General features: G+C 70.9%; 12 protein-coding genes. 5 read left to right on the top strand and 7 right to left on the bottom strand.

Features of this window, described 5'->3' with window-relative positions:
* Positions 1 to 258: 258 nt before the first annotated feature.
* The gene (locus tag ACZ6SD_RS11850; protein WP_465316899.1) at positions 259 to 2,511 is read left to right on the top strand and encodes an MFS transporter; all 2,253 of its coding nucleotides are present in this window, start codon (positions 259 to 261) and stop codon (positions 2,509 to 2,511) included.
* Here ACZ6SD_RS11850 and ACZ6SD_RS11845 read toward each other — a convergent pair.
* A complete protein-coding gene (locus ACZ6SD_RS11845) occupies positions 2,392 to 2,985 on the bottom strand; it encodes a DUF5134 domain-containing protein (protein ID WP_465316898.1) in 594 nt (197 codons plus the stop codon). The genes ACZ6SD_RS11850 and ACZ6SD_RS11845 overlap by 120 nt on opposite strands.
* Before the next feature lie 337 nt (positions 2,986 to 3,322).
* Between ACZ6SD_RS11845 and ACZ6SD_RS11840 the strand changes: the two genes are divergently transcribed.
* Positions 3,323 to 4,645, top strand: coding sequence for a hypothetical protein (locus ACZ6SD_RS11840; RefSeq protein ID WP_465316909.1), 1,323 nt, complete (start codon positions 3,323 to 3,325; stop codon positions 4,643 to 4,645).
* Positions 4,642 to 5,619 (top strand): glutamate ABC transporter substrate-binding protein, encoded by a 978-nt coding sequence (locus ACZ6SD_RS11835; protein ID WP_465316897.1) that lies wholly within the window; start codon positions 4,642 to 4,644, stop codon positions 5,617 to 5,619. Before ACZ6SD_RS11840 ends, ACZ6SD_RS11835 begins: the two co-directional genes overlap by 4 nt.
* A gap of 648 nt (positions 5,620 to 6,267) precedes the next feature.
* Here the strand turns inward: ACZ6SD_RS11835 and ACZ6SD_RS11830 are convergent.
* Positions 6,268 to 6,672, bottom strand: coding sequence for a hypothetical protein (locus ACZ6SD_RS11830; RefSeq protein WP_465316896.1), 405 nt, complete (start codon positions 6,670 to 6,672; stop codon positions 6,268 to 6,270).
* Positions 6,673 to 6,786: 114 nt separating this feature from the next.
* Between ACZ6SD_RS11830 and ACZ6SD_RS11825 the strand changes: the two genes are divergently transcribed.
* Positions 6,787 to 9,102 carry a serine/threonine-protein kinase gene (locus tag ACZ6SD_RS11825; protein ID WP_465316895.1) on the top strand — a complete coding sequence of 772 codons (2,316 nt, stop codon included), beginning with the start codon at positions 6,787 to 6,789 and terminating at the stop codon, positions 9,100 to 9,102.
* Between the two features lie 316 nt (positions 9,103 to 9,418).
* On the opposite strand, the gene ACZ6SD_RS11820 is transcribed toward ACZ6SD_RS11825, so the two are convergent.
* The 4 genes from ACZ6SD_RS11820 to ACZ6SD_RS11805 form a co-directional block, all read right to left on the bottom strand.
* The gene (locus ACZ6SD_RS11820; RefSeq protein WP_465316894.1) at positions 9,419 to 10,597 is read right to left on the bottom strand and encodes a metallophosphoesterase; all 1,179 of its coding nucleotides are present in this window, start codon (positions 10,595 to 10,597) and stop codon (positions 9,419 to 9,421) included.
* Between the two features lie 9 nt (positions 10,598 to 10,606).
* Positions 10,607 to 11,188, bottom strand: a complete 582-nt coding sequence (locus ACZ6SD_RS11815) for a PaaI family thioesterase (protein WP_465316893.1) — start codon at positions 11,186 to 11,188, stop codon at positions 10,607 to 10,609.
* Positions 11,189 to 11,231: 43 nt separating this feature from the next.
* Positions 11,232 to 12,563, bottom strand: a complete 1,332-nt coding sequence (locus ACZ6SD_RS11810) for an MFS transporter (protein ID WP_465316892.1) — start codon at positions 12,561 to 12,563, stop codon at positions 11,232 to 11,234.
* A gap of 179 nt (positions 12,564 to 12,742) precedes the next feature.
* A complete protein-coding gene (locus ACZ6SD_RS11805) occupies positions 12,743 to 13,930 on the bottom strand; it encodes a L,D-transpeptidase (protein ID WP_465316891.1) in 1,188 nt (395 codons plus the stop codon).
* 379 nt (positions 13,931 to 14,309) lie between these two features.
* Here ACZ6SD_RS11805 and ACZ6SD_RS11800 point away from each other — a divergent pair, with 379 nt between their 5' ends.
* Entirely contained in the window at positions 14,310 to 14,513 is a 204-nt protein-coding gene (locus tag ACZ6SD_RS11800) for a cold-shock protein (RefSeq protein WP_091450324.1), read from the top strand.
* Positions 14,514 to 14,608: 95 nt separating this feature from the next.
* Here ACZ6SD_RS11800 and ACZ6SD_RS11795 read toward each other — a convergent pair whose 3' ends face one another.
* Positions 14,609 to 14,950: a hypothetical protein gene (locus ACZ6SD_RS11795; protein ID WP_465316890.1), complete on the bottom strand. Its 342-nt coding sequence runs from the start codon at positions 14,948 to 14,950 to the stop codon at positions 14,609 to 14,611.
* Positions 14,951 to 14,957 lie beyond the last annotated feature (7 nt).

Below are 14,957 nucleotides of genomic sequence, written 5' to 3'. Positions count from 1 at the left end.
GGGAAGCACAGATAGGGTGTTTTCTGTGGGGGCAACGACCCTGGGCCACGCCTACCCCCCACTCCAGCCACCACCGCTGGATGGACCCAGCGGGCGAGCCTTCCTGCACGCCTTGGCTCCCCCCCCCCCCCGAAGCCGTCCACAGTGGACTTGGTTGGCCTTCGGGTAAAAGGCCGTCACGCGGCAGCCTGAAACGCCGTCACGGCGGTGACCAGGGACGCCATTGACGCGGAAAGAGAGGCGCTTCGATACTGAGCCATGCCCCTCCCCGAGAGTCGTTGGCCGGTCGTGGTCGCCTTCGCCGCTCTCGGCGTCGCGACGCAGGTCTGCTGGCTCGCCTACGCGCCTATGACGGCAGTGGCCGCGGCTCATTTCGGGGTGTCGGAGCAGGCCGTGGGGTGGTTGGCGAACATTTTCCCGGTGCTGTTCGTCGTGCTCGCCCTCCCGGCGGGCGCGGTCCTCGACCGCTGGCCGCGGCCGACCCTGGCCGTGGGCGCGGGACTGGTCGCGCTCGGCGCGCTCACCCGGGTCGCCGTCGACGGTTACGTGGCCGCGTTGGCGGGGCAGGTGCTCGTCGCCGTGGCGCAGCCGGTGCTCGCCAACGCGATCACCCGGGTGGCAGGGGTCTACCTGCGGCCAAAGGACCGCCCGCTGGGAATCGCGGTCGGGGTGGGCGGAACGTATGCCGGGATGATCGTCGCCGTGGGCATCGGCGCCGCGATCCCCGACGACGTCCCGACCGCCGTGGGCGTGGGCGCGGTGATCTCGGTGGCCGCCACCGTCGCGGCGGGAGTGGCGCTGCGGGTGCCGCCCCCGTACCTCGGCGCGCGCCCGGTCACCTTGTCCCGCCAACCGCCGGAACCGGTCACACCGCTGCTCGCGCTGCCCGCCACCGGACCGGGCGAGTCGTCGCCTGGGCTGCCCGTCGCCGGACATGGCGCGCCGACGCTTCGGCTGCCCACAAGTGGGCTTGGCGGGTCAGTGCCTGGGGCGCCCGTCGCTGGGCCGGGCGCGTCGGTGCCTGGGGTGCCGGTCGCTGGGCGGGGCGCGTCGGTGCCTGGGGTGCCGGTCGCTGGGCGGGGCGCGTCGGTGCCTGGGGTGCCGGTCGCTGGGCGGGGCGCGTCGGTGCCTGGGTTGCCTGTTGCTGGGCCTGGGGCTTCGGTCTCTGGGTTGCCTGTTGCTGGGCCTGGTGTGTCCGTGGGTGGGTTGCCCTCGGTTGAGCCTGGCGGGTCGATGCCTGGGTCGCCCGCCGTTGGACCGGGCGCGTCGGTGGGTGGGTTGCCCTCGGCTGGGTCTGGCGTGTCGGTGCCTGGGTCGCCTGTCGCTGGGCCGGGCGTGTCGGTTCCTGGGGTGACCGTCGGTGGAACGGGCGCGTCGGTGGGTGGGCCGCCCGTTGCTGGGCCTGATGGGTCGGTGCCTGGGTCGCCCGTCGCTGGGCCTGGCGTGGCGGTCTCTGGGGTGCCCGCCGCCGGACCTGGCGCGCCGATGCGTGGGTTGCCCACAGCTGGACCTGGCGTGCCGCTGCCTGGGGTGCCTGCCGCTGGGGTGGACGGACCGGTGCCTGGGTTGCCTGCCGCCAGCCTGGGCGGGTCGGCGCCGGGGCTGCCCGCGGTTGGATCTGGCGTGCCGGTGTCTGGGTTGCCTGTCGCTGGGGCGGGTGCGCCGGTGCCCGGGTTGCCCGCCGCCGAGTTGGGCGGGCTCGTGTCGGGGGCGTCCGCGGGTGGGTCGGGTGCGTCGGTGCCAGGGGTGCTGGGGGTACCCGCTGCTGGGCTGGGCGGCGGGGCGGTGTCGGGCGTGCCCGGGGATGGGACGGGCGGGCTGTTGCCGGGGCGGTCTGGCGCTGGGGCGGGCGCGTTGGTCGGGGCGTTGCGGTCGCCGGGGGTGGTGGTGCTGGCGGCGGTCGTTTTCCTTGGGGTGGGCGTCTTCATCTCGCTCGCCACCTGGCTGGCGTCGTTGCTTGTCCCGGCGGGCATTCCGGTGGAGACCGGCGGCGCGTTGCCGTTGGCGATCCTGGTCACCGGGGTCGTGGGCTGTGTGGTTGTTCCGCCTGCCGCGGCGCGTGCGGGTATGGAGGCGCGCATGCTGGGGCTCACCGGGGTCGTGACGGGCGTGTCGTGCGTCGTGCTCGCCGTGTCGCCGAGTGCGGTGGTTGGGGTCGCCGCTGTGGTCCCGGTCGGATTTCTGCTGCTTGCCGTGCTGCCGGTGGCTTTGTCGTTGGTCGAGCGCGGGGGCTCGCCGTCGGCTGGGGTGATCACGTCGGTTCTCTGGCTGAGCGGCAACGCGGGTGGGCTCGTGGTGTCCTTCGGCGTCGGCCAGCTGCTCGACGTGCCCTCGGTCGTGTTCGTCCTGTTCGCGGCCCTCGCCCTGGGGATGGCGGGCCTCGCGCGGTGGCTAGAGCATGGCGGCTATGAGGTAGCCGGTGCCCACGGCCATGACCAGCTGGCACCCGGCGGCCACCCGCGAGTCGGCCAGGAGACCGGAACCGGACCGCCGCAGGGCGGCGGGGCCTAACCGCACGGCCTGCACCGCGAAGAAAGCCACGAACGCCCAACCGAGCAACGGCAAAGCCGCCTGGCCGGTGTGCGGGCCGGGAGTCCACGCCGACGACATCGCGTGCGCGCTGTGCGGCACCGCCGTCAGCATGTAGAGCATCGCCAGGCCCCCGACCGCGTGGTGCAGGTCCGAGCCGTGCCAGCCGACCGGGGCGGGCCGGTCACCGCCCGCCAGCAGCCACGACGCCAAGAACCAGCCAGTGACCAGGACGAACACCGCCTGCCAGCCCGCCATCGGCAGCGGCCCGCCCACCGGGGAGCACATCACCGCCATGCCCGCGGCCATCGCCGCGTGCGCGACGTCCACCGCCCGGTGGCAGCCGTGGTAGCCGGACGGGGACCGCCCGGCGGCGACGAGCCGGGCGACGCTGTACCCGGCGATCCCGAGGAACGCCAAGGTGAGCACCCACCCTAACCACTCCGGGGCGGCCACACGGCGGTCCCGGCTACCGGGCCGTGGCCCGCTCGCCGAGCAGGCCGAGGCTCGTCGGGACACGCTGGCCGAAGTCGGCACGGACGATCTTTGGCATAGGTCAACACTGACAGACAAACCTTTGCGTAACCAGAGTGCAACCAGGCGATTACGCGCGGCGCGAATGGCTGGTTCCGGTGACGGCCCGTGGCGGTCCCGATGGTGGCTCGGCCGAAATCGCTGCACTAAGTTCAACCCGGGACTGGGCCAAGCTGGCGTCACAGCCAGGTAACCCCCGGGGGAAAGCGGGCATCGTGGGCGTGCAGGTGTTGTTGAGTGTGTCCTTGTGGACGCATCCATGGTGACCGCGGCGCCGCCCGAGACCGCGCGGCCGTCCGTGCTGCGGAAGGTGACCCGGTCGGCCACGACCACCCCCGGGCGCCTTTCGGTGATCGCGGTCGGGTTGTTGCTGCTCACGGTCGTGACCGGCCTCATCGGCGCGCTCACCCTGCAGGGCAAGCAGGCGACCCTCGACGATCTTGTCGACCACCGCGAGCCGCTGGCCGCCGCCGCGCAGCAGATCTTCCGGTCGCTGTCGGACGCCGACGCGACCGCGGCCAGCGCGTTCCTCTCCGGCGGCGTCGAGCCAGCCGACCTGCGCGCCCGCTACGAGCGCGACATCGCCCAGGCGGGCATGGCGCTGGGCAAGGCGTCCTCCGACGTCGGCGGCGACTCCGACGCCAGCGAGCAGGTCGCCATCCTGTCCCAGCAGCTTCCCGTCTACACGGGCTTGGTCGAGACCGCGCGCGCCAACAACCGGCAAGGCTTCCCCGCTGGCGCGGCGTACCTGCGCGAGGCGTCCGGGCTGATGCGCTCAAAGATCCTGCCCGCGGCCGAGCGCCTCTACGGGATCGACTACAAGCGGCTTACCGCAGAGCAGGAACACGCGCGGTCGTTCCCGTGGGCCGCAGCGGTGCTCGTGCTGGCCCTGCTCGCCGCTCTCGTCGCGACCCAGCGCTACCTGACCCGCAAGACCAACCGGCTCCTCAACGTCGGCCTGGTCACCGCGACCGTGGCCGTGGTCGTCGGGCTGCTCTGGGCGACGGTGGCGCTGCTGGTCGAGGCAGCGCACGTCGCTGACGCCGAGCGCAACGGCTCCCAGCAGGTCGACGTGCTGGTCCAGGCCAGGATCAACTCCCTCAAGTGCCGCGCGGACGAGACCCTGACCCTGGTCGCCCGCGGCGACGGCCCCGGCTACGAGCGGGAGTGGCAGGAACTTTCGGCCACCATCACCGGTGAAGGCGAGGGGAACCTGCTCCGCCAGGCCAAGGCCCTCGCCTCGGACGACGCCATCGCGGGCGAGGTCCAGCAGGCGGTGGACAACGCCGACGCCTGGCTCGCCGCGCACCGCAAGGTCCGCGAACTCGATGACAGCGGCCAGTACGAGGAAGCCGTGCGCTTCGCCATCGGCGACGCCCCCGACAGCGCGGCCGCGGCTTTCGGCAAGCTCGACAAGAACCTGATCACGGCCCTCAACGCGGGCCGCCAGGAGTTCTTCACCCAGACCACGCGCGCGGGCCAGGCGCTCACCGGCCTGGTGCCGGGCGTGGTCGCGCTCGCGCTCGTGGCGGCCATCGGCATCACCATGGGCATCCGGGACCGACTGCGGGAGTACCGATGAGGCGTCTGACCGCGGCGCTGGCCGTCGCCATGGCCTGCCTGGCCACCGCCTGCTCGGCGACCGGGGCTCCGGTCGACCTGGCCACCGTCGAGTCCGTCGAGCGCCCCAAACCGGTCGGCGTCGAGACGAACCCGCCCACGACCACCGGCGCCGCGGCCCAGGTCCCGCCGTGCGACCCGGGGGCCAGCCTGCGCCCCGGCCCGCTGCCCGCCCCGGGCGCGATGCCGGTCGGCTCCACGATGCGGGCCATCCAGGAGCGCGGCAGGCTCATCGCGGGCGTCGACCAGAACACCTTCCTGTTCGGCTTCCGCAACCCGACCAGCAACGCCCTCGAAGGCTTCGACATCGACCGGGTGCGGGAGGTCGCCGCGGCCATCTTCGGCGACCCCAACAAGGTGCAGTACAAGGTGATCACCTCCGCCGAGCGCATCGACGCGCTGAAGAACGGCGAGGTCGACATCGTCGTGCGCACCATGACCGCCACCTGCGCCCGCTGGGTCGACATCAACTTCTCGGCCACCTACTACACGGCGGGCCAGCGCCTCCTGGTCGACCGCGCGTCCCCGATCACCGGCGTGGACCAGTTGGGCGGCAAACAGGTCTGCGCCGCGAAGGGCTCCACGTCGTTGAACCGCTTGCGTGAGTCCCCGGCGCCGCCGGAGGTCGTCGCGGTCGACAACTGGTCGGACTGCCTGCTGATGCTGCAACAGGGCCAGGTGGTCGCGGTGTCCACCGACGACACGATCCTGGCTGGAATGCGGGCCCAGGACCCCAACGTGAAGATGGTCGGCCCGAGGTTCACCGAGGAGCCTTACGGCATCGGCATCCCCAAACAGAACGAGGACATGGTGCGCTTCGTCAACGGCGTGCTGGAAAAGTCCGTCAAGGACGGCGCCTGGCTCGGCAGCTACAACCAGTGGCTCGCCCGCTCCGGCGAACAGGCCGTCCCGCCCACCCTTCGCTACCGGGACTGAGGCGCACCCATGGCCAACTGGACCCCACCAGCCGACGACAACACCCCCCGCCCCGACCCGGCAGGCGAAAACCGCCCCACCGGGCCCGAGGAAACCCCGCCCGCGGACCGCCAACCGCAGGACCCCAACCGCTCCGGCACCCAAGGCAGGCCCTGGCCCCAGCCGCCCCAGAACCCGCAGCAGCAGAACCCGCAGCAGTGGGCGCCGGGGCAGACCGGCCGCCAGCAGCACCCGGGGCAACGCGCTCCCCAGCCGGGCTACAGCACCCAGCAGGGACACCACGACCCGCGCACGGGCGGCACTCCGGCAGGTCCACCCGCCCATGGCGGTCGCCCCTTCGCGGGCCAGCCCGCTTTCCAGGACCAGCCGGGAACACAGGGCCACGGCCAGCACCCGGCGCACGGCTCGTCATCACCGGGCAGGCAGCACTCGCCCGCCCAACAGGCGCAAGGCCAGCCCTACCCGCAGGGGCAGTCCGACTCTCGCGGCCAATCGCCCACGCCCGGGCAACCGCAAGGCCACACTCACTCCCAGGGCCAGCCGCCCACCCAGGGGCACTCGCCCGCGCAGGGGCAGCCTCCCACCCAGGGGCACTCACCTGCCCAGGGGCAGTCGCCCACGCAAGGCCAGCCGCACTCACGGGGTCAGTCACCCGCGCAGGGGCAGCCGCACCAGCAGGGCCAGGCCGCTTCCCCGGGACAGCCCGAGTACCGGGGGCAGTCGCCCGCGCATGGCGCGCCGCCTTCGCAGGGCAGGCCGTACCCCCAGGGCCAGTTTGGTCAGCCGCACCCGCCGGGTCATGCCCCTGTCCAGGGGCAGCCGCAGTCCCAGGGCCAGCCGCACCCGCAGGGGCAGGCCGAATCGCGTGGGCGTTCGTCGACGCAGGGGCAGCAGTACCCGCAAGGGCAGCAGCCTCCGCCGGGCCGCCAGCAGTCGCCTGGTCAGCAGGCTCAGGGCCAGCAGGTCGGGGGGCAGTACCCGCCCGGTCAGCGGGCGTCTGGGCAACCGGCGGGTCAGCACCGCGTTCCCGGCCAGTCCGTCGGCCAGCCGCATCCGCAGCAGCAGAACCAGCCCTGGCCGCCTCGGGCAGCCGGGGGGCAGTCGCGGCCGCCCGCGCAGGGGGCGAGCCGTCCGCCCGCTCCGCCGGAGTGGCCCGCGGACGTGCCCGTGCCCAGTGTGGCGCCGCGGCAGCCGGGGGTGCTGCCCGAGACCGCTCTCGGCGCTGACGAGCCGCAGCCCACCAGCGTGTTGGGCATGACCACGCTCACTCAGAGCATCGTCCCGCCCAAGCCGGAGGAGTCCGCGGAGCAGTCGGACCCGCAGCCCGAGCCGCAGCAGGCTAAGACCCGGTCTGACAGCGCGCCGGTCACCGGGTCCAGTTCGTTCCCCGGCACGAGCCGCCGCACGGGGTCGCGGGCGTCTGGGCGGGGGCGGCTGGGCGCGGGCCTGGTCGAGGTGCCGATCGTCCCGGTGAAGGACCCGGCGAGCGCGGTCCTGGAAGACCCGGTCGTGTCGGAGAACAAGCGGTTCTGCAACAACTGCGGCGCCGAGGTGGGCCGCGGCCGGGACGGGAAGCCGGGCGACCCGGAGGGCAACTGCCCGACGTGCGGGCAGGCGTTCAACTTCCGGCCCCGCCTGTTCCGCGGCGACTTGGTCGGCGGGCAGTACGAAGTGCTCGGCAGCATGGCCTACGGCGGCCTCGGCTGGATCTACCTGGCCAAGGACCACAACGTCAGCGACCGCTGGGTCGTGCTCAAGGGTATGATCGACACCGGCGACGCGACGTCGATGGCGTCGGTGGTGGCCGAGCGCCGGTTCCTCGCCGAGGTCGAGCACCCGAACGTCGTCAAGATCTACAACTTCGTGCAGCACCCGGACCCGAGCACCGGCACGCTGGTCGGCTACATCGTCATGGAGTACGTCGGCGGCCAGTCGCTGCGCGAGCTCGCGCTGGAGCACCACCGCGAGGCGGGCCGCGCCGAGCCGCTGCCGATCGGGCAGGTGATCGCGTACGGGCTGGAGATCCTGCCCGCGATCGGGTACCTGCACAGCATTGACATGCTCTACTGCGATCTCAAGCCGGACAACGTGATCCAGACCGGCGAGCAGCTCAAGCTCATCGACCTCGGCGCGGTCCGCAAGACCGACGACTACGAGAGCCCGCTGTTCTTTACCGCCGGGTACGCCGCCCCGGAGCTGGCCACCGAGGGCGCCACGGTCGCGTCCGACATCTACACCGTCGGCCGCACCCTGGCCGTGCTATCGATCGAGTTCGCCGGCTACACCACCCGCTACAAGCACACCTTGCCCGGCCCGGACGCCGAGCCTCTGTTCGCGCTGTTCGGCAGCTACTACCGCGTCCTCAAGCGCGCCACCCACGCCGACCCGGCGCAGCGGTTCGGCTCGGCGGAGGAGATGGCCGACCAGCTCACCGGCGTGCTGCGCGAGGTCATGGCGCTGGGCACCGGCCGCCCGCGCCCTGGACCGTCCACTGTGTTCAGTGTGGAGACCAGGACGTTCGGTGCGGGACTAGTTGTGGCTGAGCGCGGGGAAACCCTGCCAGCGCCCGATCCGGTCGAGGTGGCGACTGTGCTGCCACTGCCCCTTGTGGACACTGACGACCACGCGGCCGCTGTCCTGGCGAGCATCACCGCCACCGAGCCCGCCGAACTGGTCGCTGCCCTGATGAACGCGCCGCAGGATTCCATCGAGGTCCGTCTGCGGCTGGTGAAGGCCCGCATGGAACAGGGCGACCTGCGCGCCGCCGGTTCTGAGCTGGAGGCCGCACGCAGGCTCGTCACGGACCCCGCGGACTGGCGCCCGGACTGGTTCCACGGCCTGCTGGCCCTGGCCAACCGCGCCCCGCAGCTCGCCCGCGAATCCTTCGACCGGGTCTACGACGCGGTCCCCGGCGAGATCGCCCCGAAACTGGCCCTCGCGGTCAGCGCGGAGCAGGCGGGCGACCACTTCGCCGCCGCCCGCTACTACGAACTGGTGTGGCGCACGGACCATTCGTTCGTGAGCGCGGCGTTCGGGCTGGCCCGGGTCTACCTCGCCCAAGGCGCCCGCTCCGGGGCGATCGAGGTGCTGGAGTCCGTTCCGGACACCTCCAGCCACCACGTGGCGGCTCAGGTCGCCGCCATCAAGATCAAAACCCGGGCGCAGGAAGCCGAGAAGCTGGTCGAGCACGAGCTACACGACGCCGCGAAACGCTTGGAGCGCTTGGCTTTGGACGCTGAGCGGCGCACGCAGCTTTCCGCGGAGGTACTGGAATCCGCTTACGGCTGGGTGAAGGCGGGCAAGCCCGGCGCCAATCCAGCCAATGCCAATCGGGCGGTTCTCGGTTGCACGCTGTCCGAGCGCGAACTGCGCTTTGGGCTGGAACGCTGCTACCGCGCGTTGGCTCGGCTCGCGGGCACGCCTGAGCAACGTCATGAGCTGGTTGACAAGGCCAACGCTATTCGGCCACGCACGTTGACTTGATGTTGCGGGTGGGCTGGTTGCTTGCTGTTGCTGTCTGCTCGATGGGGTGGAGTGGTTTCTTCGGGGCCCCTATGAAGGAAGATCGCCGTGTGAAAGACGGGTGGGATGCCTTCGGCCTCACACGTGCGGAGCCAGCTTAGCGATCTTCCTTCTCCCCCGAAGAAACCACTCCACCCCATCGAGCACCTGGCGAGCCTCGGGTTCCTGCTGGTAGGAGCGTGGGTCTGCTTCTCCGCCCATTGACGAGCGGTTGGCAGTGCCAGAAACGCAGGCTGTCCTGCGTTGCTCCCGGCACGCCTCTGGCAGGCCGCGTCGCTCAGCGGGGTGGGGTGAGTTCGATGACCGTGATGTCCGGGGGTGCTCCTACGCGGACTGGTGGGCCCCAGACGCCTGCGCCGTTGGTGACGTAAAGCCAGGTGTTGTCTATTTTGGACAGTCCGGAGACGGCTGGTTGGGCCAGGGACACCAAGTGGTGGAAGGGGTACATCTGGCCGCCGTGGGTGTGGCCGGAGAGTTGGAGGTCGACGCCGAGGCGGGTGGAGTCGGAGACCTGTACTGGTTGGTGGGCCAGCATCACGGTGGGGATGGTGGTGTCGCGGCCGGAGAGGGCGCGGGGCATGTCGGGGGCGTCGCCTAGGGCTTTTCCGGTTAGGTCGGTGACGCCTGCCAGGGTGAAGCTCTCGCCTGCGCGGGTGATGGGGGTGTGTTCGTTGCGGAGGTAGTTCAGGCCGAGGCGTTCCAGTTCGCGGACCCACTGTTCGTAGCCGGAGTAGTACTCGTGGTTTCCGGTGACGAAGTAGGTGCCGTAGGGGGAAACCAGGTCCCGCAAGGGTTCCGCTGCTCGGCCTAGTTCGGCGACCGTTCCGTCGGCTAGGTCGCCGACCATGGCGATCAGGTCCGGCTGGGTTTCGTTGATCATGCGGACAAGGCGTTCGGTGTGCGCGCGGCCCAGCAGTGGTCCCAGGTGGATGTCGCTGACGACCGCGATTCGGAAGCCCGCGAACGCCGGGGTCAGCCGTCCGATCGGGACGGGGACCCGCTTGACCAGGGGTGGGCTCAGCGCGGAGACCATGCCCGCGCCGACGATGCTGGTCGAGGCCACCCCGGCGATGACGGCCGCGCCGCGGGCCAGGAACAGGCGTCTGCTGTCGTCCACCGCTGGTTCCGGTGGGCGCACGGTGGTCGTCGCCGTGGCCTCAAGGGGGCGGGACCAGCGGCGCAGCGCCAGGCGGGGCAGTTCCAGGACGGCCAGGGTGAGCAGCAGGTAGAAGAACAGCGCCAGCCAGATGTAGCCGGGCCACGCGAACCACGCCGCGATCTCGACCCCGACCACCCGGGGTAGCACCAGGGTCGCGGCGACCAGCGCGGCGAGCACGGCCAGCGCGATGGCGCCGATCCGGCGGCCCCACGGCGCGCGGGTGGTGTCCTTCACCAGGCGCTTCCACAGGTACACGTGCAGGAGCGCCACGACAACGCCGACGACCGCTAAGAACATGCCACCAGACTACGGATTCACCTCGACCGGCAGCCGTCCCAGCAGTTTCGGGTCCCGGGCGACGGCCTGGAGGTCTTCCGGCCTGCCGTGGTTGACGAAATGGCTCAGGTCGACCAGGACGAACAGGGCCCGGGCGCGGACGGCGACAGGGCCGTCGTCGGTGTTCATCCGGCCTTCGGCGCTGACGTAGACCTTGCGGCCCGCGATTCCGTCGAGGTGGGCGTCGATGACGAGGGTCGTGCCGACCGGGACGGGGCGCAGGAAGTCGGTTTCCAGCTTCCCGGTCACGGCGGGCTTGCGCAGCAGGTTGCCGACCGTGGTGCCCAGCGCCTCGTCGAACGCGCAGGCGAGCAGGCCGCCGTGGGCGAGGCCGGGGGCGCCCTGGTGGGCCTCGGTGACGGTGAACCGGGACCGGATGGTGTGGCCGTCGCCGACCCGGGCGCGCAGACGCAGGCCGTCTTCCTGCTGGTCGCCGCACCCGAAGCAGCGCGCGTAGTGCTGCGGCAGGTCGGTGCCGGGCGCTGGCGCGTCCGGGTGCGCCAGCGGCGGCTCGGTCTCCACGGGCGGCCACGGTTGTTGAGTACGGCTCATTACCTGAGCCTAGGCAGCCGGTCCTCTCTGGCCGAACACGGCCTCACGAGACAGTCACCAGCCTGCCGCGGGTGCTTCCCGTGATGTCCCGCAGCGACCGGCCCGCGGTCTCGGGCAGCAGGATGATCGGCACGACGGCGATGAGGGCCGCGCCCATCAGGTAGTACGCCGGGACGAGTTGGTCGCCGGTCGAGTCCACGAGCTTGGTGACGATGAACGGCGCGGTCCCGGCGAACAGGGCGGTGGAGAGGTTGTAGCCGATGGCGAACGCGCCGTAGCGGACCTCGGTGGGGAACATCGCGGGCAGCACGGAGGGGATGGTGGCGAGGAGGAATGTCAGCAGCACCCCGATCACGGCCAGCCCCAGGGTGAGCAGGACCGGGTTGCCGCTGGACATCAGGCTGAACGCCGGGATCGGCAGCACGATGAACCCCGCGCACGAGGCGTAGAGCAGCGGCTTGCGGCCGATCCGGTCCGACAGCGCGCCGACCGGGGTGATGATGAGCATCATGGCGAGGATGACGCCCATGATGACCAGCAGCGGCCCGTGCCCGGTCAGCCCCAGCGCGTTGGTCAGGTAGGACTCCATGTAGGTCAACATCACGTAGTCGGCGATGTTGAGCAGCACGATGTAGCCGATCAGGTGCAGGATCGCCCGCCACTGCGTGCGCAGCACCGCCCGCAGCGGCGAGGTCTTGACCTCGTGCCGGGCGGCGACCTCGCGGAACAGCGGTGTGTCCTCCAGTTTGAGCCGCAGGTACAGCCCGACCAGGCCCAGCGGCCCGGCCAGCAGGAACGGGATCCGCCAGCCCCAGGAGTGCATCACCTCGTCGCCGAGGACGATCGTGCTGGCCGTCACCATGCCCGCGCCGAGGAAGAAGCCGCCGAGGGTGCCGAACTCCAGCCAGCTGCCCAGGAAGCCGCGCCGTTTGTCCGGGGCGTACTCCGCGATGAACGTCGCAGCGCCCCCGTACTCGCCGCCCGCGGAGAAGCCCTGCACCAGCCGCGCGGCGACGACCAGGACGGGAGCCAGGGCTCCCGCGGTCTGGTAGGAGGGGAACAGTCCGATCGCGAACGTCGACCCGGACATCAGAATAATGGTGGTGGCCAGCACTTTCTGCCTGCCGACCCGATCCCCGAGCGGCCCGAACACGAACCCGCCGAACGGCCGCGCGACGAACGCGACCGCCAGCACCGCGAAGGTGCCGAGCACATTTTCGGTCGGTGTGGCGGCGTTGAAGAATACGGCCCCGAGGATGGCGGGCATAAAGCCGAACACCCCGAAGTCGTACCACTCGATGCAATTGCCCATAGCCGACGCCGCGACGGCTTTGCGGACAGCTTTCTGGTCTGGCTGGGTCCCCGACTCATCCATTGGGGCGAGGGTAGTGCCGCCCCGGCAATACCGCTACAGACGATTCTCCGCGCGTATTCCGTCCACTGTGTTCCCTGCTCAACCTGGCATAAAGCGACGCGCGTCAATGATTTGATTGTTCAACAAGTGATCGAGTGAACGGGTCGGCTGGCCGCCGAGGGCGACCAGCCGACCGTGCCCTAGTTCGCCTCCGCGGACATGGCCTGCCACTGGTCCCACGGCACGGCCCAGTCGTAGTAGTCGCCGTCCGCCGCGCCAAGCTGCTGGGTGCTTCCGGTGATCTCCACCGGGTCGCCCGGCAGCACGGTGTCGTAGTAGATCTTCGCATTCGCGGGCGAGAGGTTGACGCAGCCGTGGGAGACGTTGCGCTTGCCCTGGTGCGGGATCGACGGCGCGTAGCCGTGCACGAACTCGCCGTTGTTCGAGATCCGCACCGCCCACGGGACGACGACGTTCTCGTAGTTGTACTTCGGGTTGGTCATGCCGTAGCTCGCGTGTTTGCTCATGACCACGTGCGTGCCGCTCTTGGTGACCCGCCCCGGGTCGGTTTCCAGGCCGAAGCTGGCCGGGAAGTCGTGGGTCTGCACGCCGTCGGTGATGACGAGCATGCGGTGGGTCTGGGTGTCGGCCTTGACGACCTGGTGGCGGCCGATGGCGAAGGTCGAGGTGACGTCGTCGCGGCCGTAGGCGCCGCCGCCCAGCGGCATGCCGTAGATGTCGGCGGTCACCGTCACCGCGGTGCCGGGCTTCCAGTACTCCTTCGGCCGCCAGTGGACGCGGCGGTCGTCCAGCCACGCCCACGCGCCCTCGGTCGCCGGGGTCGTGGCGACCTTGAGGGCCCGCTGAGCGCTGAGCCGGTCCTTGACGGGGGCGTCGAAGGTGACCGCGATGGGCATCGCGATGCCGTAGGTCTGGCCGTCGCCGGTGTTGAGGCTGGCCTTGACCTGGCTCTTGGGCTTGACCGTGGTGAAGGAGCCGCTGACCGCGGTGGTGGCGCCGTCCGCGCCGATCGCGGCGCCGGACCAGGTGTAGGTCTTGCCGTAGCCGAGGTCTTCGGCGACGGTCCATGTCCGGTTGTCCTCGCTGAGGGCGCCCTTGACCTTCTTGCCGTCCGGGTTGGTCAGGGTGACGGTTTGCAGGACGCCGTCGGCCACGGTGACCGAGGCCGGGGCGCCGGGGCTGACGTCCGTCGCGCCCGCCGCCGGGGTCGTGGTGACCTTGGCCGGTGCGGCGGCCTGGGCCACGGGAACGCCCGCGGCTTCGGCTCCGCCGGTGGTGCAGCCGGTGAGCGCGAGCGTGGCGACGAGGCCCGCCCCGAGTAGCGCGACCGGGAGCGAGCGACGTCCCGTGCGTCTGCGCTTGTCCATCGTGCTTCCTTTCCCCCACAACCGAGTGACCCCCCTATCGACGCTGTGGCGGCCTGTGACGTTGGCCGAGAACTGCGGTGAGCCGCATCACAATTACTGGAAAGCGGGGGTGAGTTCGGAGAGCGATCCGGTCGCTTCGGAGCGTGCCGATTGACATCACCCGCTTGGGCTAGCCGAGCGCCCATCAGGCAGTAGTGCGCGTCCGACTGAGCCGATAGTCTTTCCCTTGCAGGCCGTAGTTTCTGTGTTCGTGCTATTCACGCTCGCGGAACGACAACGCGGGCGCGCTGCTTTTCCGCTGCAGTGGGCGGAGGCATCGCCCGAAGGCGGCCCGGGGTTGCACGGTGTAACCCCAAGCTCCTGCGATGGAGGCAGGTTTATGGCACAGGGCACTGTCAAGTGGTTCAACTCCGAGAAGGGCTTCGGCTTCATCGCGCAGGACAACGGCGGCGCCGATGTCTTCGTGCACTACTCGGAGATTCAGGCCAAGGGTTTCCGCACCCTTGAGGAAAACCAGCGGGTCGAGTTCGAGGTCGGCCAGGGCACCAAGGGCCCGCAGGCCACGAACGTCATTCCGCTGTAAGCCAGAACACACAAGAGCCCCGGCCGCTCGGCCGGGGCTCTTGTGTTCGGGTTGTGGTGGGTCGGCTGCGGTCGGTCGGGGCAACGCGGGAGCGCTCAGGAACGCTGAAGCTGCTGGGCTTCCCACTCCAGGCGCTGCATGACCCATTCCTGGGCCAGCGCCATCGGCGAGGTCTGCCGGTAGGCGGCCAGTTCGCGGAGTTGCTCGTTGGCCACCAGGGAGAGCCGGAGCTGGTAGACCTCGGCGCCGCCGAAGCGGCGGCCGGAGCCGGTGGTCTCCGCGTCGCCCTCGGGGGCGAGCGCGGCCAGGTACGACTCAAGCTCGTCGTCGGGCAGGGCGTCCTCGGCCTGCTCACGCTGCGGGTTGCGGTGGCGTCCCGGGTTGGTGCCGACCGTCTTGAGGTCGGTGCGGCTGCGTCCGAAAGAGGGAAAAGGCACCCGCACA

The sequence above is a fragment of the Actinokineospora sp. NPDC051303 genome, assembly GCF_055586285.1.
Note: the sequence above shows the minus strand (reverse complement) of the source record. Positions and strands in the feature narration are given on the sequence as shown.